We start from the raw sequence: 23,790 nt of genomic DNA on the forward strand, positions 1-23,790 counted from the left end.
AAACTTGAAACCAATTACCGTAAACTCCCTCCACAAGTTGTCACGACAAATAAAGGTCAAAAAAAAATAGCTACCAAAATGATAACTATTTTTAAATATAATTTTAAGAAATATTAGATTCTAAAAATTCCTCCAACAGCAATAATTCGCTGTAAAAATAAAAAGTTCTGTGATGCTTTGTCTTCACTGCTTTGTGTAGTTCTAATATCCTGCATGTTAATGTAACCACCTTTTAGCTCACCCTGTATGTAAAAATACTTAAAGAAAGTAAGGTTAATTCCCGCTTTTGCAGAAAGGCCATAACCTGAAATATGAAAATCATCATGACGTTCTTTTCCTAAAAGGGTTGTATTGGTTTTAGGATATAAAAGTCCTACACCTAAACCTTCAGTCAAATTTACCTGAATTTTATCAGTGTTAGTGATGCCAAACAATTTAGAAATATCATCATGTCTGGAAACTTCAGTATTAATATAGTTCAAACCGTCTGTATGTTCGTACATTAAAAAAGCAGTTCCACTTCCAACTTCACCTTTTCCGAAACCACCTTCCTGAGCACCACCCTGAGACATATCTACCGGTCTGTTGTTATAATCTCCGTTGTAAATAGATCCGGCCTGATCAAGAGGTAAATTAATATTACCATTAACATTAGCGGTTTGATTTTGGCTCATTACATATTTCATGTGATCCCAACCAACAGAAACGCTGTAGTGGTCGCTAAAGAAATATCCCATTCTAAAGTTAGTTTGAGGAATGGTCATGTTAACCGGATTTACATAATCAATATGCCATCCTTTTGGTTTATCATGAGCTTTCATGTTATCAACTGTAAAGTTGTAGTCTTTCCCTCTGAAATTCACATCAGATTTAGTGTAACTGTCTCTGTTTCCTCCCCAGGAAACGAAAAATTTTCCTTTATTGTGGGCGGTATATCTTTGTACTGCGATTTCTTCCTGTGCAAAAGTGCTCGCAGAGAAACACAACAAAAAGAAAATTATAATATTTGTTTTCAATGAAATGGTATTAAGTAATTAGAATGAATTAACTGTTTTTCTAATGGCTACCAATTTGGTCATTAAACCTTCGAAATAGTCTAAATGAAGCATATTAGCGCCATCACTTTTTGCATTAGCAGGATCAAAATGAGTTTCGATAAAAATACCGTCAACACCAACAGCAATACCTGCCTTGGCAACAGTTTCGATCATATCAGGCCTTCCTCCTGTAACTCCCGCAGTTTGGTTAGGTTGTTGTAACGAGTGTGTCACATCCAAAACTGTAGTAGCGTATTGCTGCATAGTAGGGATTCCTCTATAATCAACAATCATGTCCTGATAACCAAACATAGTACCACGATCTGTAACCATAACGTTTTCATTGTTACAGTCTAATACTTTTTGTACTGCATGTTTCATGCTTTCAGGGCTCATAAATTGCCCTTTTTTCAGGTTTACCGTTTTTCCGGTATTTGCCGCAGCTACAACCAGGTCAGTCTGACGAACCAGGAATGCAGGAATTTGCAAAACGTCAACGTATTGTGCCGCCATAGCAGCATCTTCATTGGTATGAATGTCTGTTACAGTTGGAACGTGGAAAGTTTCAGAAACTTTTCGTAATATTTTTAATGCTTTTTCGTCACCAATTCCCGAAAAACTATCAATTCTGGAACGGTTGGCTTTTTTAAAAGATCCTTTAAATACAAAAGGAATTTGAAGATTGTCGGTAATACCAACTAATTTTTCTGCAATTCTAAGCGCCATTTCTTCTCCTTCGATAGCGCAAGGCCCTGCTAATAAAAAGAAGTTACCGCTTTCTGTATGCTTAATTTGTGGAATATGTTGTATGTTCATAGTATGTTTTTTTTGACAGTGCAAATGTAGTTATGATTTATGAATAGCAGATGAAGATTTAAGTTTTTTTTAAGAAGCCAATCCTGCTTTCAGCACTTAGTCTTCAGCAGAATTACTGATTTAAATAGTGAGCTCATTTGGAATCATACCTTTTTAATGCAGAGCAATATTAAGATAATGCCAAAGACTAATACATGACATTTGTCATACTTGTATGCAAATTATTTTTCGTAAGATCATTTGATGCAGTACTGTATAATTATAGTCACTATTATGATAAAAGAAAAAAGAAAGGCAAGCATAAAAAGACCAACAAACTCCATTCCGCATTTAAGTGAGTTTGGATTTTGTTCGGTATATTTATTAGTATTGTATGTGGCAATGTAAAACGAGAGAATCGGTACTATTATCTGTGCAATGAGACTAATGAAACACACAGTACCGAATTTTAAAGATATAGTTTCACAAATTGCTTTTCTGCCAGCTATAATTTGAAAAAGTAAGGGAAGGATAATTAAAATTAGAGGTATATTTTCTAACATTTTGTGATTCTGCGTGTAATTTTATTATTTTAATTACTCTTCAAACGCAATCCCATCGGAACCATTAAAATACCTTTTTCATAAACATTTAAATAAAGTTTTATAGGTTTCTTTTGCCCATCCCATTTCAATTCATAGACATTTAAGAATCCAGCCCCCATGTCACTTCTTTTGGTTGGAAAAGGACAACAGGTTTCTAAGCGGGTATAGGTGATTTTTTCACCATTTGGTCCTGCCAGAGCATTCAGAAAACGAGTTTCGTTTAAGGCCTCATTGCGGGTGTTCTGAAAAAAAATATTTATAGGATAATCAGGATCATAACCGTATTTTTTATCGCTGCTGAAAAGTGTTATAACAAAAGTATTGTCTTTCTTTAAAACAAGGTCCGGAGCATTGTCATCTACATTTTTTAAAGTCGATTTTGTGCTTATACAGGAAGCTGTGGTAAGGAGTAAAAGGATAAAAAGGGCTGTTTTTTTCATGGTTTATTGAGGTTGGTCCTACAAAGATAAAGCGTTTTTTACTACAGTTAATAAGGATTAAAAGATTTATAAAAAAGTATAAATCTGTTGCAGCTGTAAGTTAATCTTCTTCCTTCGCATTCAGTTTTAATACACCAATTACAATCAGATATTGTGCCACAAGATAGGTAAGCATTATAAAAAAGGAACTTTTTTCTATGGGAGAATGGAATTTATTAAACGCCAATATACTATCGGAAAGAACAAATGAAACGGCTCCTGCCAAAACATAGAAACTTCCTGGTTTTTTCCAGCTAAGCCCTCCATTAAAAGCAAATAAAAGCATGGTGGAAATTACCGCAGCGTAGATGATTACAGGTATTCTTAGCTCCCCCAGGTTTGGCATCAGGAACATAATCATTCCAATTAAATAAAAAGCAATAAGGAGGCTTCCTATTCCAAAAAGAACTTTGTTAATGTATAGAGCTCTCTTAATTTGCTTGTTAAACAGTACGCAATACATCAGGTGTGCAATTAAGAAAAAAAGCAAGCCGAGAATAAAATAGATTTCACCAATATCTGCAAAAAGTAAAATAACGTCGCCCATCCAGGAGAATAATAATGCAGCCAAAAGGATTTTTCTGGAAGGGAATTTTCGATTAAAATAAACTCCAAAACCTAACAATGGTACCAAAATAGGTTTTAAATATAAGTCTAAATTTTGATACTCCAGAAACAAAACAATTAGATATAAAATACTAAAAGCAACATAAGTTTTAAAAATAAAGGTATTTCTCATAATCGGTTTATGAATTAACAGGTTGATTTTGGTAGTTTTTAAAATCGATATTTACAAAGTAAATGGTAGCTAAAAAGGATAAGGCTAAATAAATTAGAATAATATAATTGGTATATGGTAAAATATTATTTAAACCGAACCAGTCACCATAGTACATTATAATTCCTGTCGCAATGCTAAAGCGTAAAGCTTCCCAGAAAACAGCATATTTGCTTTTGTCCATTAATTCGCTATAACTGTAAATCGTGATCAGGATAAAAAAGCCATAAATAAAGATGCTTGGCAATCCAATTTTGGCAATATTATCAAACAAATAGGTCACAAAAAGTAATGTGATTAACATTTGAGTTACGGACCAATAAATTAGTTTTTTAGAATTTTGAGTACCGTACTTATTAAAGGTAAAAACATTTTCGATTTTAGTTACAGGATATTTTTCTTCAAAATTTTCGGGTCTCCAGCCGGTTGGTTTAAACCAGATGGTGAATTTGTCCTTCCAGTTTTCAGCGCGCCAGGCGTCTTTAATCAGTAAGGTTAAATGCTGGAAATTAATACGGATTGGATTCCAGGTTTGTGCCGGTCTTGTAATGCCAAAAACAGGTGGTACATCGTCTAATTCGGCTTGAAAAGTACCAAAAAGTTTGTCCCAGAAAATAAAAATTTGAGAATGGTTTTTGTCTAAATATTCAGGATTTATAGCATGATGTACGCGATGATGCGAAGGAGTAACCAGAATGTATTCCAGGAATCCCATTTTATTGATATGTTTGGTATGGTACCAGAATTGTAAAAATAAATGAAGTGGCAGGGTAATGGCTATTACAGTGGCCGGAACTCCCAATAATGCAGCCGGAATGAGTAGAAACGTAAAGAGATTGACAAGACTTGCAATAGGTTGACGCAATGCACAGGCCAGATTAAACTCTTCACTGCTATGGTGAATGGCATGTTTATTCCAGAAAAGATTAATCTGATGAGCCCATCGATGGCTCCAGTAACCGTAAAAGTCGATTACAATAAAGGCAATACAATAGGAGAAAATGTTGGCTTCTAAATGGTAAAGGGCAATCTTAGAAACCATCCATTCGTAAGAAATAAAAGTCAGGCTCAGCCCCAAAACATCTTTTACCGAATTGGTAATTCCGGAGCTGATACTTGATACGCTATCTATCAAAGGCGCAGTGTCGTTCTTTTTATAAATGCCGTATAGTTTTTCGATTATAATTAATACTAAAAAAATCGGCGTTGCAATAATCAATATCTTTCCGTATTCTTCCATAAAAAAAAGATTCTATTTTATTCAAATATAGAATAAAATAGAATCTTTTTTAAATTATTTGTAATTAAACAATTTCGGCGCTTAATCCGGCTTCCAAAAGTTGTGTACATTGCGGTTTTAACTTGTCCATAGGTCCTGTTTTTACAGTGCATTTCCCGTTGTAATGTACAATCAGGGAACATTGTTCTGCTTGCTCCGGCGTATGGCTGCAAACACGCATTAAGGTGTCAATTACATGATCAAAAGTGTTTACATCGTCGTTGTAAACAATGATTTCGTTATTGAAACCCGTCGCTTCCTTTTCGCGAACTCTTTCTCTTACTTTTTCTTTAGTACTCATTTTTTTACGTTTTTGTACTGTTGTGAATTACTAATTTTTTTGGCACATAGTACACAGATTAATCAAAATTTAAAAAATAAAATAAAACCTGTGAACTGTTTAATAAACAGATAATTAACTATCTAATTTACGTATTTTAATGAAACCCAGTTATTTCTTTGAAACTTTTTAACATAAGTTAAACCTTTTTCGGTGCAGGAAGCATCGATAAAGGGAATGTCTTCTTCATAAAAACCGCTTAAAAGCAGTATTCCATTTGGATTTAAACAGTCAACATAACTTTGCATATCGTTCAGCAAGATATTTCGGTTAATGTTGGCAATGATTAAATCGTATTTTTTTCCGGCCAATAAAGCAGCGTCGCCTTCATAAACGGAGATGTGTTTGCAATTATTGCGTTCGGCATTTTCGATTGAATTAAGGTAACACCAGTTGTCGATATCAATCGCGTCGATTGGCTGAGCACCTTTCATTTCGGCCAGAATTGCTAAGATTGCAGTTCCGCAACCCATATCCAACGTTTTCAAACCTTCAACATTAATTTCCAGTAAATGTTGGATCATCATGTGTGTGGTTTCATGATGTCCTGTTCCAAAACTCATTTTTGGCTCGATTACAATATCAAATTCGGCGTCTGTTTTCTCGTGAAAAGGAGCACGAACATGGCATTTTCCATCTACATCAATGGCTTCAAAATTCTTTTCCCATTCTTCATTCCAGTTCACCTGATCGATTTCTTCAATCGTATATTCGATCTTAAACTCTTCCGATTGTAAAATATAAATGTCGTCCAGAATATTCTCGTCCCATAAATCTTTTTTTACAAAAGCCGAAATTCCGTTTTCAGTTTCTGTAAAAGTCTCAAACGCTTTTTCGCCTAATTCAGCAATTAAAATTTCTGAACCTGGTTCTTTTGGTTCAACCGTAAAATGGTACCCTAAATATATATTCGACATAAATAATTTTTTTGCAAAGGTAAGAATCCAAAGCAGAAGTTGTTCATAAATAATCTATATCCTTACCTTAATTAATGTTAATTTTGATTGGAATTTGTAAGGATTTTTAAAATATGAAGAATATCATTTTTATTTTGCTCTTTGTGGTACTTAATGGAGCAACTTGTGAAAAGGAACATGAAGTTGTGCGATCGTTTTGTTATTGGAAAACAGATTTAAATTTCGAAAAGACAGAAGATTCTTTAATCAGGGATTTGAAGGTAAAACATTTATACGTTCGTTTTTTTGATGTTGATTGGAATCCTTATGCCAAAGAACCTTTGCCGGTTGCAACAATACTGGATATCAGATTAAATGAAAGTAATCCTGAAATTACACCAAGTATTTTTATTACCAATGAAGTAGTTCTGCAATCCGACAAAAAACAACTGGACAGTCTGGCGGCAAGAATTGCAAAGCGCATTGAACAGGTTGGAACAAAAATGAACGAGACAAAGGCCGAGAAAAATGCCAGTGCGATTGTTTATCCAAAGGATTATTACAAGCAGGAGCATCGCAAACAGTTGAATTATGATTCGGTAAAATCAATTGAAATGTCAAAATTGAAAGTGGATTTTAAAGAAATCCTGATTGATTGTGACTGGTCGGAAAAATCAAAAGACAATTATTTTTACTTATTAAAGCAAATCAAGAAGAAATATCCCGCTACTTCAGTTTCGGCTACCATAAGACTTTGGCAGTATAAATATGCTTCAAAAGCGGGAGTTCCGCCAGTAGATAAAGGCTTGTTAATGTGTTACAATATAACAAAGCCGGAAGAATTTGCTACCAGAAATTCCATAGGTACCAGCGAAGAATTAGCACAATATATAACGCACGATAAGTACAAATTAAAGCTTGATATTGCTTTGCCATTGTACAGTTGGGGAGTTGTTTTTAGAGGAAATCAGTTTAAGGGAATTTTATCAGATTACGGTCGGCTTCAGAATGATAGCGTTAAATTAAAGAAAATATCAGATTCTAAATATATGCTGCAGGACGATATTTTGGTAGGACAAACTTATTTGAGAAATGGTGATGAAATCAGGATCGAGAAAATTTCGGAAGACGAACTTGATAAAATGATCTCGATTGTAAAGAGCAAAATTCCAATTGACAATCAGACCAAAGTGACGTTTTTCTCTTTTGATAAAAAATACATCAATGATTATGGAACCCAAAATATATCCGGTTACTATGCGCGTTTTTAGCAGTTTACTTTTTGTTTTAAGTGTTCAGGTCTCTTTGGCCTGTGGATGGAGTGTTTCGCCGGAAACCAGCAGGTTAGTTTTGTTCAAAGCACAACGGGAAGGTTTCTTTAAGCTGACACCCTTTTATTATTCGGCAGATAATTATTATGCAACCAATACCGTTTCAGGGGTTGATCAGGAGTTGAACTGTATAGAATGGACAAAAAAACTGGGCAGCCAGGTCAATCCAAAAGACGTACACGTTATTTTGTACGAAACAGATGCCGAGACATTTGAAACGGCTTATGAAACCAGGTCACTAAAAAAGGTTTTTGAAAAGAATAGTTTTATTGAAGCGCTGGTATTATCTAGAAATAAAGCACTCTTACACTATATTTTGTTTGCTAAAAAACTGGAGTACAACAGCAATACCGATGTAAAATGGGAATCCTGGGACACCGTGAGCTATGATAGTAAAGATCATAAACTAGCTGAGGTTGGAGATTTTGAAAAGAAAATCAGGACTGCAAGAGACTCCTTTTTAAAGCAACGTTATGCCTTTTTAATGTTGAGGTATAGTTTTTATGCTTCTGATAAGGAAGAGGTAATTCGTTTGTATGATACTTATTTCACAGATTATAAAAACACTATTCTAGAGCCCTGGGCTTTGTATTATAAGGCTTTATGTATTGAAAATTTGCCTTTGCAGAATTATTTGTTGAGTAAAGTCTTTGCTTCCTGCGAAGAAAAATCGTTTGCTGTTGTACAGCATTATAACTGGAAATTGACCACAGAGACTTTGGCATTGGCTCAAAATGACGAGGAGCGAAGTGTGATTTTGGCTATTGAAAGTTTACGCAATCCCGCACCGGATTTGAAAACGATTCAGGAAGTGTATAAAGGGAGCCCGAATAGCTTGTACTTGAGTTTTTTGATTGGAAGAGAAGTTAACAAACTCGAAGACTGGATTTTTACCCCTATGTATACCAATGACGGAACCCCTTCGGTTGTTTTTGATACTACCAGCTGGTACGAAAATTACGCGAAAGCAAAAGATGAAAATTTTAATAAAGACATTTTGTACTTGAGAGAGTTACAGTATTTTCTAATTTCTATCCGGGAACAGACCTCGGGAGAGCAAAAAGACTATATCACGGCGGCAATTGCCCAACTTTGTTTTATTGATGACGATATTGATTCGGGAAAAAAATACACCAATATGATTTCTGATAAAGCCAATCCTTCGATACAAATGCAGAAGAATATACAATTGGCGTTGGTTTCTTTAAAGCAAGATGATTTGAAGAACGAAAAAGTTCAAAACCAGCTTTTCCAATACTTTGATTCCGCAGAAAATCTGATAGAAAAGGACCATGGGGTGTTTAAGAATTTATATAGTTTGTACCGAATTGCCAGTGCCGATTTTGCCAAACAAGGCGATCGTGTCACGGCGGGTTTGTTAGCTATGAAGTCGGATATTAAAAACGAAGGAGAATATTCCGCATACGGCTGGACACCTTATTTTTACAATTATATTGGTCATTTTGACAGGAATAATGCTACTACAGCTGATGTAGACCGTTTGATAGCGCTACAGGAGAAAAAAGATAAAACACCTTTTGAAACCTATATTTGTTTAGGGACCATGGCACCAAATGTCAATTATTATAGAGACCTGAAAGGAACTATTGCATTCCGAAATAATGATTTAGAACTGGCTTATAAAACTTTTGCGAGTATGCCACAAGATTTTTGGGAGAAAAACTACGCGTATAAAGATTATTTGAATGAAAACCCATTTCTGCCTAAAATCCTGCAAACGGCAGAAGAACGTAAGTTTAATTATCGTTTTAATAAGACCGATTTTATAGCGCAGCTGATTCAGTTAAAAAAACAAAATACGGCAGCAAGCAATCTGAAACTGGCACATGCCTATTTTAATGTTTCGTATTTGGGGAATTCCTGGATGATGACTGCTTACGACTGGACATCGGGAGCATCCTATGTGGATTATGTGTATGGGGACAATTCAGAAAATGAAAAGAAATATCAGAAAGGTAATTATTATAATTTAAAGATGGCCAAAATGTACTATGAAAAAGCTTTGAAGATGTCTAAAAACAATAACGAAAAAGCTTTAGCCAGTTTAATGATTTTTGAATGTAATTATTACGATCATTATGCCAATTTAGTTTCGGCGGAAGAAGAAGAGAAGAACCCGTTTAAAGCAGGGCAGGAGCTGTTTAATTTTTATTCGGTGTATCGAAAAACAACCGCTTTTCAGAAGTACAATTGCCCGCTCTTAAAAGCATATCTTAAGTAAATTAGGAAACAGTTGATAAAAAAAAAGCGTTCTTATGAACGCTTTTTTTTTATAAGGTACTAAGTAATTAGAGTGTCTAATTACCTAATTGTTTCATTATCTAAATAGCAGTAACAATAGCTAAAAAGTCATCCGCTTTTAAAGCAGCTCCTCCAATTAAACCTCCGTCTACGTCTGGTTTAGAGAAGATTTCTTTAGCGTTTTCCGGTTTAACAGAACCTCCGTAAAGAATAGAAACTTCGTCAGCTATATCAGCTCCAAATGCTTTGCGAACCACCTCTCTGATAAATTCGTGCATTTCCTGTGCTTGTTCCGGTGAAGCAGTTTCTCCTGTTCCAATCGCCCAAACTGGCTCATAAGCCAAAACAATTTTAGACCATGATTCTTTTGCAATGTGGAACAATCCGTCACGCAATTGATTTTCAACAATATTAAAGTGATTGTCTGATTGACGATCTTTTAATTCCTCTCCAAAACAGAAAATTACAGTCATGTCATGTTTCAGGGCAGTGTCTACTTTATTAGCAATTAAGGCATCTGTTTCGTGAAAAATTGCTCTACGTTCAGAGTGACCAAGAATTACCGTATTAACCCCTACACTTGTTAACATGTCAGCAGAAATTTCTCCTGTAAATGCACCACCTTCAGCCTGGTGAACGTTTTGCGCAGCAACACCAATAGTTGTGTTTTTTAATTTAGCAACTGCAGCTTGCAAGTTTACAAAAGTTGGTGCTACAATTACTTGAGCAGTAGTTTTTGCAGGTATTTTAGCAATTAGTTCTGTTAATAGTTCCTCAGTTTGTGGGGCGTTTTTATGCATTTTCCAGTTTCCTGCAACAATCTTTTTTCTCATTTTGGTAGTTTTTATTTTTTTGCTTTTATTTTTTTGAAATGTATCATTGCAAGTGCAATTGATGTTGAGGTTTTATTGTAAACCTTTTAAAGTTTCATTGATTTTATCAAAATCTTTTTCAATGGCTCGGTACAGCACAATTTTTCCTTTTTTGTCTACAATGATGTATCTTGGAATCCAGTCTAAGTCAATTGCTTTTCCGAAGACACCTTTCATACCGTCGTTCATCATAAAATGATCGCCTTTTAACTCGTGTTTTTCGATTCCTGCTTTCCATTTGTCTGCAGTTTTATCTGCTGAAAGGAATAAGTACGAAACTTCAGGATTGTTGGCTTGTAGCTCTTTTAAATGAGGCATCGCTTTTACACAGTCGCCACACCAGGAAGCCCAAACTTCAATGACCAAAGTTTTGCCTTTGTATTTTTTTAAAATGTTTTTGAAAGCAACCTGACTTCCATCAGTTGCTAATAATTTTTCAGACAAAGCTTCTTTAGAAAAACTCGTTTTCTGCGCTTGTGAGCATGAAAAAGTAATAAATGCAATAAGGATTAGCGTTATTTGTTTCATAGTGGTAAATGATTTTGAACAAAGTTAAACAAACAATTCGAAAGCCAAATGGAGATTAACAAAAATTGAAGAGTCGTTTATTTTATCACAAATGAGTCAGTTTCGGTTAAAAAAAGAGGAGTGAAATCGTAATAGTTGGGGCAACAGACTTCAAATTGAAGTGGATTTTCGGGGATAAATCTTTAAGGAAACTAAAAAAGAAAAACTTTTTTTCGAAAGAGCGTATTTTTGACGGTAAAAAAACGTCAGATTTGCTCAAAATAGAGTCTTCTTTAAAATCTGATTTAGAAGTAAAAAAAGCAAATTTTCAGGACCTTTTGTGCCATTTGGAAAAGCACTCAAAAGACATAAAAATGCAAAGTCCGCAAAGCGATATGACTTTGCGGACTTTGTATGAATTTAAGTAATCTTTGTGGCTGAATTGGGTTTTATAACTTCAAATCGGCAGTGTCGTTATAATGTACTTTTTGAACTACAGTTCCTTTTTGCAGTACTACAATACTTGGATTGGCTCTTTCGATTGTTTTTAGAGTAGTTGCATCACAGAAATAGAAATCAACATCTAAACCGTATTGTTTTTTGGCTTTTGCAATTTCATCAGGCCCAGAAGCCGTCATTGCAATTACTTTATAGCCTTTTGTTTTAGCTTCTTTGTTTATACCTTCCAGTTTTTTCATTCCTTCAGGATTAGAAAGTGTTAAATCATAGGTCACAAATACCAATAATTTAGGTTCTTTAAGCAATTCTTCTTTGTAATCAGAATCATCTTTAGTCATCGTAAAATCATGAATCGGCGGTACATAACCTTCCGTAATGACTTTGTCCTTTCGGTCTACAAACGTAGCGCCTTCCGGAATGTTCATCAGGTCTTTTTCTGAAAATTCTTTGTCAACACCGTTTACTTTGTAGATAAAAATCATCTCAACAACCGATTTTGGAGCTCCTTCAGGAATTTCCATTCCCTTCTCGATATTACTTCCTACTTTGTACGGACGGAAATCTTTGATTGGATTGTGGTTGATCACCCAAACAGCCATGATGACACATAAAATAATGCTTATCAAGGTTAGAATATTGGTAATAAATTTTGAAAATAAAGGTTTTACCAATTTTTTATTGATGAACAATATCAGAATAAAGAAAAGTAAAACAATATCTTTTGTGAAAGATTGCCAAGGTGTTAAGTGTAAAGCATCTCCGAAACATCCACAGTCTTTAACAACATCAAAATAAGCAGAGTAGAAGGTAAGGAACGTGAAGAAAACGATTAATAACAATAAAGCCCAGATCGTGAGCTTTGATTTGTATCCTACCAATAACATGACACCTAAAACCACTTCAAGAATCACTAAAAAGATCGCTAATCCTAATGCCAATGGCTCTAAAAAAGGCATATTGAAAACCGGCTCGCTAAAATATTCGGCTAATTTGTAAGAGAATCCAACGGGATCGTTTAGTTTGATTAATCCGGAAATAATAAATAATACTCCGACAAATAATCTGGAAAATTGAGTAATGATGTTTTTCATGGGGAAATAGTTAAGTTAAAATTCCAATTTCTTGCCGGAAACCCGGAATTTGGAATTTGAAATTTGAAATTTCTATTTTTTTATAGGATTCAGGATGAGGGCAAATACCGAATAATTAATCATATCCTGATAATTGGCATCAATGCCTTCAGAAACTAATGTTTTGCCTTTGTTGTCTTCGATTTGTTTTACGCGAAGGATTTTTTGTAGAATCAGATCCGTCAGAGAACTTACGCGCATGTCACGCCAGGCTTCACCGTAATCATGGTTTTTGGCTTCCATTAACTCCTTAGTCAGTTTAATTTTAGCATCATACAATTCAGTTGCTTTTTCAACATCTAAATCCGGTTGATCTACAACTCCAAGTTCTAACTGAATCAAAGCCATGATCGAATAATTGATAATTCCGATAAATTCTCCTTTTTCGTCTTCATCAACTCTACGGACTTCATTTTCCTGTAAGCTTCTAATTCTTTGTGCTTTTATGAATATCTGATCGGTTAACGATGGCAATCTTAAAATACGCCATGCACTGCCATAATCTTTCATTTTGTTAATAAACAAAGTACGGCAAACCGTAATTACATTATCAAATTCAAGGGAAGTATTCTTCATTTATTGCTGTATATTTGCTAAAAATTTCTTCAAAAATAAGGATAATTTTTTAAGAGTTTCAAGTTTCAGGTTTTCTTTGTTTCAAGTTTTTTCTAAACAAAGTGTTAATGCCAATAATCTGAAACCTAAAACAAAAAAATAAAACAAATGACAATTAATTGTAAAGGCCAGCTTATCGATTTGTCGATTCCTAAAGTAATGGGGATTTTGAATGTGACACCCAATTCTTTTTTCGACGGAGGAAAATATAAAAATGAAGATGAAATAATCGAACAGGTTGGTAAAATGCTTTCTGAAGGCGCTGCATTTATTGATATTGGTGCCTATTCGAGTAAACCAAGTGCTGAGTTTGTGACTGAACAGGAAGAGATTGACCGTATTGTTCCGGCGATCGAATTGATTCTAAAACATTTTCCGGAAACCTTATTGTCAATTGATACTTTTAGAGCTGCCGTTGCCAAAGCGAGTATCGAAAGCGGTGCAGCCATTATAAACGACATTGCAGCTGGCGAATTGGACGATAAAATGTTTGAGGTGATTGCACATTACAATGTACCTTATATCATGATGCACATGCGCGGAAATCCGCAAACGATGCAAAGTCTTACGCAGTATGACGATATTGTAAAAGAAATGCTTTTTTACTTCTCAGAAAAAGTTAAAAAAGCTAGAAACATTGGAATCAATGATTTAATCTTAGATCCGGGTTTCGGATTTGCAAAAACAACCGAGCAAAATTTTGAAGTTTTGCAAAAAGCGGAGCTTTTTAATCTATTGGAATTGCCTGTTTTGGTGGGTGTTTCGAGAAAATCGATGATTTATAAAACATTAAATAACACCGCGTCCGAAGCTTTAAACGGAACAACCTTTTTGAATAGCATTGCTTTAACGAAAGGCGCAAAAATACTTCGCGTTCATGATGTGAAAGAAGCGATGGAATGTGTGACGTTGTTTAATAGAATGAGTGTGAACAATACTCTAGTGGAGAAAAAGAATGATTAAGAATTTATTGTATTTAGTTTTTATTGGAATTTGTGCAGCAAGCTGTGCTAATAAAGATTCATCCGATCTAAAAAGGAATTATAGCGAAAAGATCAATGAAATTAAAGAGTTGAAAGAATATTTTAATAAGATAGTTCCAAAAAACTATATCGTTAGAATAAGATATAACGATTCAGATGAAATTGATTTATTTGTTTACGAACCAACAAATATTCCAGGTAAAACAGAATTATTATTTCAGGAATGGAATGTTGATTTTGAAGATTATGTTGCATCTAAAAAGTCTTCGTATTATGATGGAAAAACAAAATCATTAGAAGAAGTTAAAAAGAAACTTAAATGGAGTAATGCAACCTTTATTGAACTTTACGATAAACTAGAGAATGTAAATTGCATTGGAATAACAAATGGAAATCCTACTGAACTAGAATACGGTTTTAGAGGAATGGGAGTTTTAAGTTATTTGATCTTTGATACTAATCTAAGCAAACAGGAACAAAAGGAGAATTCGGATGATTGTTCTAAAATGTTTTATAAAGATAATATTGTATTTGCATTTAGTTCTGGAGCGATTGGGAGTTTTTGCATACCTGATTTTAAAAGAAAATAACAATTTATAAATTGGTTAATTTAAAGTAATATAAAAACATGAAATACTTTACGCTGATTATTGCCTTCCTACTTTTCTCCTGTGGTAAAAAAGAAGACGTTTTGCTTCCAAAATCCAATGTTACGATTGTGAAAGACGTACAAGATCTTTCACCCGTTTACATTTTCTTTAAAACTCAGGGAAAAGATACCATTATCGATGTAAACCGAAAAAATAGTATCATTTCGACCAATTGGATTTTCAATATTGACAAGCGTCTGCCTTTAAAACTGGTAATTCCGGAAGTAATGAAATTACAAGAGAAAAAGCGAGCCGACAGCGCCCATAAAAACGAAAATGCTGAAAATTATTATTCTTACGCTGATTCAATCGGAAAGAATCTTGCTTTTTTGCCTTTCACGAAAGTGTATTACAAAATGGAAATTGCTAACAACAGAAGCCAGTTGTATTTCAAAAAGAATGGAATGATAAAATACAGTGGAAGAAAAACATATGATTTTCCGAAGAATAATCTAAAACCATTTTTGGATAGTTTAGTAATCAATCCAAAGGCTGAAATCAAATTCTCGTATGATAAAAACATGACTTTTGGAGAATATGTTCAATGTAAAATTCTGGTAAAAACCATAGCCGATAAAAAGATCCCCTTTGTTTTTATAAATCAGGAAGAGGAGTTTGTGTTCTAGCTTTAAGCTTTAAGCTATAAGCATTAAGCAATAGGCTGTAAAAAGTAAAAGTGTAGCAATTAACAAACAAACCATCAACAATTAACCATTAACAATTAACCATTAACAATCAACAATTATTGATGATGATAAGGTTCATTTCTTAAAATAGTAAATCCTCTATACAATTGTTCTATAAAAAATAAGCGTACCATTTGGTGGGAAAACGTCATTAGCGAAAGCGAGATTTTCCCTTGCGCTTTGCTGTAAACGGTATCCGAAAACCCATAAGGGCCGCCAATTACGAAAACTAAAGTTTTGATTCCGGAATTCATTTTCTTTTGCAACTCTTCAGAAAAACCAACGCTAGAGAAATTTTTACCGTTTTCATCCAGTAAAATAAGCTGATCTGTTGGTGAAAGCTTGGATAGAATCAATTCGCCTTCTTTTTCTTTTTGTTGGCTCTCAGATAAATTCTTGACATTTTTTATATCCGGAATAATCTCCAGATCAAATTTGATATAAAACGACAAACGTTTGGTATAATCATCTATCAAAGTTTGAAGCGATTTGTTATCTGTTTTGCCTATGGCGATAAGTTTGATGTTCATTGATGTTTGTTTTTTCCACGAATCGCACGAATTAACCCAAATTTTAAAATAAAAAAACCTGTATAAACCGTTTATTCTGTGAGCTTATTTTTTATTCTCAAAAACCGTTTCAAAATGTTCTACCACAGGAAATGGTTCATAATAATGATGAAGTATCTTTTTCCATTCTAAGTATGCCTCAGAAGTTCTAAAACCAACGGTATGGTCTTCGAGTGTATTCCAGTCGACCAGTAAAAGATATTTGTTTTCAACTTCAATACATTTCTCCAGGCGATGTCCCAGATAACCTTCAATTGACGAAATATATCGACTTGCTTTTGCAAAATCGGCTTCAAATTGAGTTGCCAGATTTGGTTTTACATAAAGAAAAGCGGCTTCCAGAATCATACTTATAATAATTTTATCTGCTGAATTTGTGGAAAAAATGACACTCTCGCAGATTGCTTCGTCTGTTCGCTATCGCTCGGGTTAGCTGATCAGGCAGATTTGTTTTGAATTTTTGGCAAAAAAAAAATGGTGTCAATCCGCTTTAAGCGGTTTAAAATCTGCGTACAATAAAAAGTCTAGTTTTTAGAAAATTTATCTTCAAAAGTTTTAAACCTTGCATCCAGATCTTTCAATAATTGTTTTTTAACTGCTGAATCCTGAATAAAACTGTAATTGATACTATTGTAAACATATTGTTTTATAGTAGCATACGAAACATCCTTGTATCTTTTGGCTAATAAAACATATTGCTCCGTCATATTTGTTCTTAGAATTCCCGCATCATCCGTACTGATTACGATTGGGACATTAAATTCTTTATAAAGAGTAAATGGGTGGCGGTTTTCTTTTACCTTCAAAATGAATTCATTACTGGTTAGGTTGATTTCAATTGGAATATTTTTTTGAGCCATATAGCGCAATAAATCATAAGAATTTGCTTCATAAGCGATATCAACACCATGCCCAATTCTATTAGCACCCGCGATATAGATGGCATCATTAATATGCCAGGTTAAATCTTCTGGCTGAACCAATCCTAAAGTCAATTCACCCGCATGAAGCGTGTATTTTACATCAGGAAACTTAGAATGGCAGTATTTAAACATCATCATGTGTAACCAATAATCTTTCATCGAGTTTTCGCCATGTTCCGGTGAAACAATGTTCACTCCCGCAACGAGTTTGCTGTCGTTGGCAGAGATAAAGGCGATACTTAAATTTTTAAATAAATCGACAGGATCCATAAAACGCAGCACAAAATTCTGATAGCGCATAGTAAAACGCTCATCGTCAATTTTTAAGTCTTTGTGCAGTTTAGCGATAAAATTAGTATTGAAATCTACAGAATACTTCTTAGCATCTTTCAGTTGAAGTGATTTGTACAACTCGTCTAAAAGTTTAAGTGTCGCTTTTTCGTCCTTTTGAGCTGCTGCCTGACGTAATTTTGTATTAAAATCAGCTAGGTCAGAAACATTCATATTACACGGAATCGTAGATAATTGTGTTTCAATATAACTTACATTTTCAGAAAGCGCACGTTTTTTTAATTCCAGCATTCCTTCGGCAAAATGGCCTTTAATAGTAGGTTCGAATTTTTGAAAAGAATCAAAAAACAAATCATCAGAAGGTACAGAGCCATTATAATCTTTTGCAGACCAGGTTTGCATAACCTGTTGTTGGTAATAATCTAGTTTGCCCTCACTTTTTAGAGAAGAGAAGGTCTGCCAATTTCCTTTTTCGGGTTTTGTCTTAGAGACTTCCATAGTTTCTAAATTCAGATAAAAGTCTTCTGCAATCGCTCTTTCTAAAAGAGGTTCTGCATAAATTGATCCGGAAAAATGATGGTGTAAATCACCGCCTTTTGGCATTTGTTGAAAGAAAGCTGTTGAGAGAGCTTCGTTGTTTCTAATTTTTTCTAAATAACTGTCAGCTGTTTGAGAAAAGCCGATTTGTGCTATAAAAATACAGAAAAGTGTAATTATCCTTGTCATACTCTAAGTTTAAATTACATGCAAATATACGAGTTTCTACCGAGATTTAAAAATTGATCTCGTTGTGTTGTTTTTTTACCGCAAAGAGCGCAAGGTTTTGTTATGTGCTAAATTTTATATAAACGCAAAGTTCGCAACGCTTTACCTAAAAAGAGTTTGCGAACTTTGCGGTTAAAAAAAACATCTCAAAAGATTTGGGTTGCGCTCCGCTGGAGCTTTTAATGTTGGAAAATTACATTATTGATAAAGATTTTGCTGTGTTGGAGCAGTTTTTTGGGAATAATTTTTTACCGCAAAGAGCGCAAGGTTTTGTTATGTGCTAAATTTTATATAAACGCAAAGTTCGCAACGCTTTACCTAAAAAGAGTTTGCGAACTTTGCGTAATTCTTTGTGTACTTTGCGGTTAAAAAACTTAGTAGTTTTAAGAAAAAAGCACATCATGAATCTCGGCAACCTTATCAAAAACGCTTTTCGCAAAAGGACAAAGAGGGATAATCTTCAGGTTATTAGTTCGGGCATACTCTACAGCGGCCATTACCAGTTTTTTGCCAACGCCTCTTCCGTTAAAATCTTCATTTACTTCCGTATGGTCGATGATGAATTTAGAATCGCCTGCCCAGGTATAGGTCATTTTTCCGGCTTGTTTTTCGTCTTCTACAGCTTCAAAATAGCCTCTTCTTGTGTCGTTTATTTGTTGAATTTCCATGATGTGTTATATTAATGTGGTTTTAATTTCTATTGAATTTTTTAGTGTTTTATGTATCGGGCAGCTATTGGCAATCGTTTCAAGACGTTGTCTTTGCTTATCATCTACTTCGCCGATAATTTCAATTTTTCGGGTAAACAAGGAAACTTTTTGATCCAGATCCCTTTCAAAATCTACTTTGATCTTGATTTCTGTGACATCCCATTGCTTACGATTGATATACATTCGAAGTGTTATCAAAGTACAGGAAGCTAAAGAGGAGGCCAGCAGTTCTGACGGACTAAATCCTAAATTTTTGCCTCCCATTCCCTGCGGCTCGTCGGCAATTACAATGTTTCCGCTGGCAGATGTTATTTCTGTGCGATACAAACGGGTGTCGATTTGTGCTGATAGTGTATCCATAGTTATCGCATTTTAGGGTCAGGTAAAGGAACAAATTCTGTTTCGCCCGGAACTTTAGGGAAAGTCTGTTCGGTCCAGTCTTTTTTTGCTTTTTCGATCAGGTTTTTATCTGAAGAAACGAAGTTCCAGAAGATGAAATGTTCTTCAGGAAAGGGCTGTCCTCCAAAAATATAAACCGTTGTATTTTCGGCTATTTCAAATTCGCATAACGTACTGTCGTTGGTAATCAGAATTTGTTTCGGATCGTAAACATGCTCACCGCTTTTGATGCTTCCTTCAAGGATGTATAAACCACTTTCGCCGAATAAATCTTTTCCAATGCTAATTTTTCGGGCTTCCGTGCTTTTAATTTCAATAAAATAAAGCGGGCTATAAACCGGAACCGGTGATTTTTTGCCAAACGCTTCTCCTGCAATTAATTTATAGGAAACGCCATCTTCCTCCCAACTTGGGATATCACTTTCTTCTACATGTGCAAAATTAGGATCCATTTGTTCGAGTTCTTTCGGTAATGCAACCCAAATTTGCAGACCGTGAAGCATTTTGTCAGAATGTCTAAGATATTCCGGAGTTCGCTCTGAGTGAACAATTCCTTTTCCTGCAGTCATCCAGTTTACAGCGCCTGGTTTTATTTCCAGTTCGGTACCCAGGCTGTCGCGGTGCATAATGCTTCCTTCAAACAAAAAAGTCAAAGTAGAAAGTCCGATGTGCGGATGTGGAGGCACATCCATATTTTGATACTGATTTAAATGTGCAGGTCCCATATGATCAATAAATACAAATGGTCCAACCGCTCTTTTTTCACGGAAAGGCAGTAAACGGCCTACCATAAAATTGCCAATATTGGCAGCGCGTTCTTCGATGATTAAACTGATATTTGACATGTTCTTTGTTTTAGTTGAAAGCAAAATTACAGCTGTAGTTGTAATCTGTAACTTAATTTAGATTAAGAAAGTTGTTTTCGGTATTCTTTATAAAAGTAAGGAATAGAATTAAAAAAGATTTGATTTGAATTGAAAAAGAGCATCAATTACACCAGTTTTCACGAACTAATTTTGTATAATGATTGAACACGTAGAAACATAGAACTCAAACAAGATACTAAAAGAGAGTTTAAGAAAATCAAGATTTTTTCACAGAACTATGAGTTTTATTTAAAATGAAATGACTTTGCATACAATCAAAAACTATGTTTATATGTGCTTAAAAATTTACTCAATCAATTTGTGCTAATCTGTGTAATTCGTGTTCTTGTCTTAATCACTCAATCAATTCAAAATTGAGTGTTTCGCTTTCTGTTCCGTTAATAATGATTGATAACTGATGTGTTCCGGTATGAAAAACACGTGTGGTGATGATTTTGAACGACTGGTTTCGCTCTATTTTGGTTGTTTCATTAGGGGGATAAATCTTCTCACTGATTTTAAAGACCTTTTTCGCCAGATGTCCTTTCGCTTTTTTGTAATGAATCGCATACTCTAGACGAATCGTTTTTGGCTCTTGGTTTTTATTGCTTAAGTGAAATTGGAACTGCAGATAATCTCCAATTTTTACAACAGGAGTCTTGATTTCGAAAGAAGAAAGTTCAATATTGGTGCTTTCCAGACCATAATGACTCAGGATTTCAGGATGCCCCTGTTTTAATAAAGTTCTACATCCATGTTTTATAATTCCGTCAGTTTCTTTGCTGTGACCTTTCCAATTACGGGCAATTTCAAGGACGATTTGCGGATTGTCTTTTACAATATCGTTCAGGTTATTGGCGACACTTCGGCGCACATATTCCGAAGGGTCATTTTTTAGGTTCTCTAAAATAGAGAGAATAGAGGCGGGGTCTTTTTTTAGATACGGAATTGCCATGGCCCACGGTAATCTTGAGCGGCTTCCTTCGCTGGCCAAGCGGCGAACATGATGGTTTTCGTGAAGGGACCATTTGGTCATTTCGTCGGTCATTTCTTCTTTGTATTTTAAAATGAAAGGACGAACGGCAAACTCACAGCTTATAAATTGTGTGATCGAAACAAAGGCCTTTGTCGAAGTTTTAAAATCATCCAAACCATACATTTCGATATAGTCTGCAAAGAAAATAAATGCGAGATTGCTATCCGTGAAGCTGTTTTTCTTCAGGTTTTCAATGATTTTATCAAGTAAAGAAACGGCTTCCGGAAAATTTTGAGGCATAAAGTGGTGCAAAACAACAGTGGTATGTTTCATGCGGTCTTTCCATTCTTTTTGACCAAAATCACCTTCATAGATAGCCTCAATAAATTTATGTTTGTCGAATGTTGGATGCACCTCCGCTACGGCCTGACCAAATTTTTCGTAAAAAGTAACCGAGTATATGTCTTTAATTAATCCCATGGTTTTGTTTGAATGAACCTCAAAGGTATTTATTGTTCTTTAATTTTTTGAACGATTAACTGATTAAGTTTAGTTAGGAATGAACACTTAATTTTTCGTGCTTTTTTAATGGTTTGTAAATTTTAAAATCAAAGCTAAGCTTTCAAATCCACAAAATATATCCTACTTTAGCATCTTATAAAATTTAAGAAAAATGATTAGCGAAGTACAGTTTCAAGACGAATTACAACTATTGATCAGTAATGCAATTCGGGAAGATGTAGGCACGGGAGATTATAGTTCTCTGGCTTGTATTCCGGACACGGCACACGGGCAGGCTAAATTATTAGTTAAAGATCAGGGGATTATTGCTGGTGTTGCCTTGGCGAAAATGGTTTTTGAATATGTAGATCCAAAATTAAAAGTGAAAACTTTTATAGAAGATGGAACTCATGTAGAATACGGTGATGTGGTTTTTGAAGTTTCGGGAAGCTCTCAGTCTATTTTGAAAGCAGAAAGAGTTGTCTTGAATACCATGCAGCGTATGTCGGCAATTGCTACCAAAACAGATCAGTATGTTCAGTTACTGGAAGGAACCGGAGCTAAAATATTAGATACGCGTAAAACGACTCCAAATTTCAGGGTTGCCGAAAAATGGGCGGTAAAAATCGGAGGAGGAGAAAACCATCGTTTTGCCTTGTATGATATGGTTATGCTGAAAGACAATCATATTGATTTTGCGGGTGGAATTACACTTGCCATCAAGAAAACCAGAGACTATTTAGCAGCGAATGATTTAGATTTGAAAATTATTGTCGAAGCCAGAAATTTAGATGAGATTCGCGAGATTCTTTTGAGTGATGGGGTTCACAGAATTCTTATCGATAATTTTAATTATGAAGACACTAAAACGGCTGTGCAATTAATTGGTAAAAAATGCCAGACAGAATCTTCAGGAAATATTAACGAAAAAACGATACGTGAATACGGACTTTGCGGTGTAAACTATATTTCGTCTGGAGCTCTAACGCATTCTGTTTACAACATGGATTTAAGTCTGAAGGCTTTTTAAGTGAGTTGTGAAATGTAAAATGAAAAATGTTAGGTGTGAAATGTGAGTAAATAAAGGCATAGCTTGTGTAAATTTAATTATCGAGTATCTGGCAATTTAAGAATCTAACTATCTAAAAATCTAAAATAAATATGTCAAAAGAGATAGAAGACCGGATCGACAAAATTCCGGTTGTGCGATCTGTAGTGTACTTTTTCAAGAGAATAAAATTACCTTGGCTGGAAGGTTTTTCGTTGTATGATTTGCTTGAAATGTATACGATTGGTATTATTGAAGGAGCATTTTCGTATCATGCGAGCGCTGTTTCGTTCAGCTTTTTTATGGCTTTGTTTCCTTTTGCGTTATTTATTTTAAACTTGATCCCTTTTATACCTATTGAAGGATTTCAACAGGATTTTTTACAGTTTGTACAGCAAGGCGTTCCTCCAAATACATACGATGCGATCAGTAAAATTATAAGTGATATTTTAAACAATAGTCATTCCGGTTTATTGTCATCAGGTTTTTTGCTTTCGATATTTTTAATGGCGAATGGTATTAATGGAATATTGAGTGGTTTTGAGTCTTCGAAACATGTTTTTGACAAACGTGGTTTTTTAAGCCAGTATTTGGTGGCGCTGGCGATTTCGCTTGTGATGACCATCATATTGTTTGTAACAGTGGCAACCATAGTAGTTTTTGAGGTCTTTATTCAAAAAACAATCATTCAGGATGTGTTGAGTGATCGTATTCCGCTGATTATTTTAGGGAGGTATTTGTTTGTTATTTTAATGATTCTGATAACATCTTCAATTTTATTGCGTTATGGTACGAAGCAGTATAATAAAGTGCCTTTTATAAGCATTGGGTCTGTTTTTACAACCATTTTAATTGTGATATCTTCATTCTTTTTTGGGATTTGGGTTATAAAATTCTCAAAATATAACGAACTTTATGGTTCGATTGGTACATTATTAATTCTAATGTTTTACATTTGGATAAACTGTATGATTCTGCTTTTGGGATTTGAATTGAATGCCTCTATCAGAAAATTAAAACAAAAAAAAAATAAATAAT

At 34.6% G+C, this 23,790-nt stretch carries 25 protein-coding genes; 7 read left to right on the forward strand and 18 right to left on the reverse strand.

Annotated elements, in window-relative coordinates:
• Positions 1-113 precede the first annotated feature (113 nt).
• From AC3IS6_RS14395 to prmA, 7 genes are all read right to left on the reverse strand, one after another.
• Positions 114-1,016, reverse strand: a complete 903-nt coding sequence (locus AC3IS6_RS14395) for a hypothetical protein (RefSeq protein ID WP_489160317.1) — start codon at positions 1,014-1,016, stop codon at positions 114-116.
• 18 nt (positions 1,017-1,034) lie between these two features.
• Positions 1,035-1,853, reverse strand: a complete 819-nt coding sequence (kdsA, locus tag AC3IS6_RS14400) for a 3-deoxy-8-phosphooctulonate synthase (RefSeq protein ID WP_173966851.1) — start codon at positions 1,851-1,853, stop codon at positions 1,035-1,037.
• Positions 1,854-2,424: 571 nt separating this feature from the next.
• Entirely contained in the window at positions 2,425-2,877 is a 453-nt protein-coding gene (locus AC3IS6_RS14405; protein WP_489160320.1) for a 2-dehydro-3-deoxyphosphooctonate aldolase, read from the reverse strand.
• Between the two features lie 100 nt (positions 2,878-2,977).
• Positions 2,978-3,655, reverse strand: a complete 678-nt coding sequence (locus AC3IS6_RS14410) for a lysoplasmalogenase (RefSeq protein WP_489160322.1) — start codon at positions 3,653-3,655, stop codon at positions 2,978-2,980.
• Positions 3,656-3,662: 7 nt separating this feature from the next.
• Positions 3,663-4,934: a sterol desaturase family protein gene (locus AC3IS6_RS14415; RefSeq protein ID WP_489160323.1), complete on the reverse strand. Its 1,272-nt coding sequence runs from the start codon at positions 4,932-4,934 to the stop codon at positions 3,663-3,665.
• A 64-nt stretch (positions 4,935-4,998) separates the two neighbouring features.
• Positions 4,999-5,274, reverse strand: a complete 276-nt coding sequence (locus AC3IS6_RS14420; protein WP_095381901.1) for an ATP-dependent Clp protease adaptor ClpS — start codon at positions 5,272-5,274, stop codon at positions 4,999-5,001.
• A gap of 122 nt (positions 5,275-5,396) precedes the next feature.
• A complete protein-coding gene (prmA, locus tag AC3IS6_RS14425) occupies positions 5,397-6,230 on the reverse strand; it encodes a 50S ribosomal protein L11 methyltransferase (protein WP_264523610.1) in 834 nt (277 codons plus the stop codon).
• 113 nt (positions 6,231-6,343) lie between these two features.
• Here prmA and AC3IS6_RS14430 point away from each other — a divergent pair, with 113 nt between their 5' ends.
• Complete coding sequence (locus AC3IS6_RS14430) at positions 6,344-7,480, forward strand: hypothetical protein (RefSeq protein ID WP_489160326.1); 1,137 nt, start codon at positions 6,344-6,346, stop codon at positions 7,478-7,480.
• Positions 7,440-9,782: a hypothetical protein gene (locus AC3IS6_RS14435; RefSeq protein WP_489160328.1), complete on the forward strand. Its 2,343-nt coding sequence runs from the start codon at positions 7,440-7,442 to the stop codon at positions 9,780-9,782. The genes AC3IS6_RS14430 and AC3IS6_RS14435 overlap by 41 nt, the downstream gene beginning before the upstream one ends.
• Before the next feature lie 100 nt (positions 9,783-9,882).
• Here the strand turns inward: AC3IS6_RS14435 and tpiA are convergent, their stop codons facing one another.
• The 4 genes from tpiA to AC3IS6_RS14455 form a co-directional block, all read right to left on the reverse strand.
• Complete coding sequence (tpiA, locus tag AC3IS6_RS14440; protein ID WP_173966858.1) at positions 9,883-10,635, reverse strand: triose-phosphate isomerase; 753 nt, start codon at positions 10,633-10,635, stop codon at positions 9,883-9,885.
• Positions 10,636-10,707: 72 nt separating this feature from the next.
• Positions 10,708-11,202, reverse strand: coding sequence for a TlpA family protein disulfide reductase (locus AC3IS6_RS14445; protein WP_489160330.1), 495 nt, complete (start codon positions 11,200-11,202; stop codon positions 10,708-10,710).
• A gap of 428 nt (positions 11,203-11,630) precedes the next feature.
• The gene (locus AC3IS6_RS14450) at positions 11,631-12,731 is read right to left on the reverse strand and encodes a BT_3928 family protein (RefSeq protein ID WP_489160332.1); all 1,101 of its coding nucleotides are present in this window, start codon (positions 12,729-12,731) and stop codon (positions 11,631-11,633) included.
• Between the two features lie 72 nt (positions 12,732-12,803).
• Positions 12,804-13,346, reverse strand: a complete 543-nt coding sequence (locus tag AC3IS6_RS14455; protein ID WP_489160334.1) for a DUF1599 domain-containing protein — start codon at positions 13,344-13,346, stop codon at positions 12,804-12,806.
• Positions 13,347-13,493: 147 nt separating this feature from the next.
• On the opposite strand from AC3IS6_RS14455, the gene folP reads away from it, so the two are divergent.
• The 3 genes from folP to AC3IS6_RS14470 are packed head-to-tail and all read left to right on the forward strand — an operon-like array spanning position 13,494 to position 15,644.
• Complete coding sequence (folP, locus tag AC3IS6_RS14460; RefSeq protein ID WP_489160336.1) at positions 13,494-14,348, forward strand: dihydropteroate synthase; 855 nt, start codon at positions 13,494-13,496, stop codon at positions 14,346-14,348.
• Positions 14,341-14,958: a hypothetical protein gene (locus tag AC3IS6_RS14465; RefSeq protein ID WP_489160337.1), complete on the forward strand. Its 618-nt coding sequence runs from the start codon at positions 14,341-14,343 to the stop codon at positions 14,956-14,958. The genes folP and AC3IS6_RS14465 overlap by 8 nt, the downstream gene beginning before the upstream one ends.
• A 38-nt stretch (positions 14,959-14,996) precedes the next feature.
• Complete coding sequence (locus tag AC3IS6_RS14470) at positions 14,997-15,644, forward strand: hypothetical protein (RefSeq protein ID WP_489160339.1); 648 nt, start codon at positions 14,997-14,999, stop codon at positions 15,642-15,644.
• 116 nt (positions 15,645-15,760) lie between these two features.
• On the opposite strand, the gene rlmH is transcribed toward AC3IS6_RS14470, so the two are convergent.
• The 7 genes from rlmH to AC3IS6_RS14505 form a co-directional block, all read right to left on the reverse strand.
• Positions 15,761-16,234 carry a 23S rRNA (pseudouridine(1915)-N(3))-methyltransferase RlmH gene (gene rlmH / locus AC3IS6_RS14475; protein ID WP_026982293.1) on the reverse strand — a complete coding sequence of 158 codons (474 nt, stop codon included), beginning with the start codon at positions 16,232-16,234 and terminating at the stop codon, positions 15,761-15,763.
• Between the two features lie 84 nt (positions 16,235-16,318).
• Entirely contained in the window at positions 16,319-16,621 is a 303-nt protein-coding gene (locus AC3IS6_RS14480; RefSeq protein ID WP_489160341.1) for an antibiotic biosynthesis monooxygenase family protein, read from the reverse strand.
• Positions 16,622-16,797: 176 nt separating this feature from the next.
• Entirely contained in the window at positions 16,798-18,213 is a 1,416-nt protein-coding gene (locus AC3IS6_RS14485) for an amidohydrolase family protein (RefSeq protein WP_489160342.1), read from the reverse strand.
• Positions 18,214-18,635: 422 nt separating this feature from the next.
• Positions 18,636-18,920 (reverse strand): GNAT family N-acetyltransferase, encoded by a 285-nt coding sequence (locus AC3IS6_RS14490; RefSeq protein ID WP_489160344.1) that lies wholly within the window; start codon positions 18,918-18,920, stop codon positions 18,636-18,638.
• A gap of 6 nt (positions 18,921-18,926) precedes the next feature.
• Positions 18,927-19,322, reverse strand: coding sequence for an OsmC family protein (locus tag AC3IS6_RS14495; RefSeq protein ID WP_489160346.1), 396 nt, complete (start codon positions 19,320-19,322; stop codon positions 18,927-18,929).
• A 2-nt stretch (positions 19,323-19,324) separates the two neighbouring features.
• Positions 19,325-20,206, reverse strand: coding sequence for a pirin family protein (locus AC3IS6_RS14500; protein WP_489160347.1), 882 nt, complete (start codon positions 20,204-20,206; stop codon positions 19,325-19,327).
• Between the two features lie 376 nt (positions 20,207-20,582).
• Positions 20,583-21,683 carry a DNA alkylation repair protein gene (locus AC3IS6_RS14505; protein ID WP_489160348.1) on the reverse strand — a complete coding sequence of 367 codons (1,101 nt, stop codon included), beginning with the start codon at positions 21,681-21,683 and terminating at the stop codon, positions 20,583-20,585.
• 193 nt (positions 21,684-21,876) lie between these two features.
• Between AC3IS6_RS14505 and nadC the strand changes: the two genes are divergently transcribed.
• Entirely contained in the window at positions 21,877-22,734 is an 858-nt protein-coding gene (gene nadC, locus AC3IS6_RS14510) for a carboxylating nicotinate-nucleotide diphosphorylase (protein ID WP_489160350.1), read from the forward strand.
• Positions 22,735-22,865: 131 nt separating this feature from the next.
• Entirely contained in the window at positions 22,866-23,789 is a 924-nt protein-coding gene (locus tag AC3IS6_RS14515; RefSeq protein ID WP_173966872.1) for a YihY/virulence factor BrkB family protein, read from the forward strand.
• Position 23,790 lies beyond the last annotated feature (1 nt).

The organism is Flavobacterium sp. KH_035 (assembly GCF_057839565.1).

Excerpts from the sequence above, each read along its gene's own strand:
- AC3IS6_RS14410 (WP_489160322.1), bottom strand. The coding sequence starts at position 3,655 with ATGAGAAATACCTTTATTTTTAAAACTTATGTTGCTTTTAGTATTTTA.
- AC3IS6_RS14445 (WP_489160330.1), bottom strand. The coding sequence starts at position 11,202 with ATGAAACAAATAACGCTAATCCTTATTGCATTTATTACTTTTTCATGC.
- AC3IS6_RS14415 (WP_489160323.1), bottom strand. The coding sequence starts at position 4,934 with ATGGAAGAATACGGAAAGATATTGATTATTGCAACGCCGATTTTTTTA.
- AC3IS6_RS14500 (WP_489160347.1), bottom strand. The coding sequence starts at position 20,206 with ATGTCAAATATCAGTTTAATCATCGAAGAACGCGCTGCCAATATTGGC.
- tpiA (WP_173966858.1), bottom strand. The coding sequence starts at position 10,635 with ATGAGAAAAAAGATTGTTGCAGGAAACTGGAAAATGCATAAAAACGCC.
- AC3IS6_RS14505 (WP_489160348.1), bottom strand. The coding sequence starts at position 21,683 with ATGGGATTAATTAAAGACATATACTCGGTTACTTTTTACGAAAAATTT.
- AC3IS6_RS14490 (WP_489160344.1), bottom strand. The coding sequence starts at position 18,920 with ATGGAAATTCAACAAATAAACGACACAAGAAGAGGCTATTTTGAAGCT.
- AC3IS6_RS14465 (WP_489160337.1), top strand. The coding sequence starts at position 14,341 with ATGATTAAGAATTTATTGTATTTAGTTTTTATTGGAATTTGTGCAGCA.
- folP (WP_489160336.1), top strand. The coding sequence starts at position 13,494 with ATGACAATTAATTGTAAAGGCCAGCTTATCGATTTGTCGATTCCTAAA.
- AC3IS6_RS14455 (WP_489160334.1), bottom strand. The coding sequence starts at position 13,346 with ATGAAGAATACTTCCCTTGAATTTGATAATGTAATTACGGTTTGCCGT.
- AC3IS6_RS14450 (WP_489160332.1), bottom strand. The coding sequence starts at position 12,731 with ATGAAAAACATCATTACTCAATTTTCCAGATTATTTGTCGGAGTATTA.
- kdsA (WP_173966851.1), bottom strand. The coding sequence starts at position 1,853 with ATGAACATACAACATATTCCACAAATTAAGCATACAGAAAGCGGTAAC.
- AC3IS6_RS14515 (WP_173966872.1), top strand. The coding sequence starts at position 22,866 with ATGTCAAAAGAGATAGAAGACCGGATCGACAAAATTCCGGTTGTGCGA.
- AC3IS6_RS14435 (WP_489160328.1), top strand. The coding sequence starts at position 7,440 with ATGGAACCCAAAATATATCCGGTTACTATGCGCGTTTTTAGCAGTTTA.
- AC3IS6_RS14430 (WP_489160326.1), top strand. The coding sequence starts at position 6,344 with ATGAAGAATATCATTTTTATTTTGCTCTTTGTGGTACTTAATGGAGCA.
- AC3IS6_RS14420 (WP_095381901.1), bottom strand. The coding sequence starts at position 5,274 with ATGAGTACTAAAGAAAAAGTAAGAGAAAGAGTTCGCGAAAAGGAAGCG.
- nadC (WP_489160350.1), top strand. The coding sequence starts at position 21,877 with ATGATTAGCGAAGTACAGTTTCAAGACGAATTACAACTATTGATCAGT.
- prmA (WP_264523610.1), bottom strand. The coding sequence starts at position 6,230 with ATGTCGAATATATATTTAGGGTACCATTTTACGGTTGAACCAAAAGAA.
- AC3IS6_RS14495 (WP_489160346.1), bottom strand. The coding sequence starts at position 19,322 with ATGGATACACTATCAGCACAAATCGACACCCGTTTGTATCGCACAGAA.
- AC3IS6_RS14405 (WP_489160320.1), bottom strand. The coding sequence starts at position 2,877 with ATGAAAAAAACAGCCCTTTTTATCCTTTTACTCCTTACCACAGCTTCC.
- rlmH (WP_026982293.1), bottom strand. The coding sequence starts at position 16,234 with ATGAACATCAAACTTATCGCCATAGGCAAAACAGATAACAAATCGCTT.
- AC3IS6_RS14480 (WP_489160341.1), bottom strand. The coding sequence starts at position 16,621 with ATGATTCTGGAAGCCGCTTTTCTTTATGTAAAACCAAATCTGGCAACT.
- AC3IS6_RS14470 (WP_489160339.1), top strand. The coding sequence starts at position 14,997 with ATGAAATACTTTACGCTGATTATTGCCTTCCTACTTTTCTCCTGTGGT.
- AC3IS6_RS14485 (WP_489160342.1), bottom strand. The coding sequence starts at position 18,213 with ATGACAAGGATAATTACACTTTTCTGTATTTTTATAGCACAAATCGGC.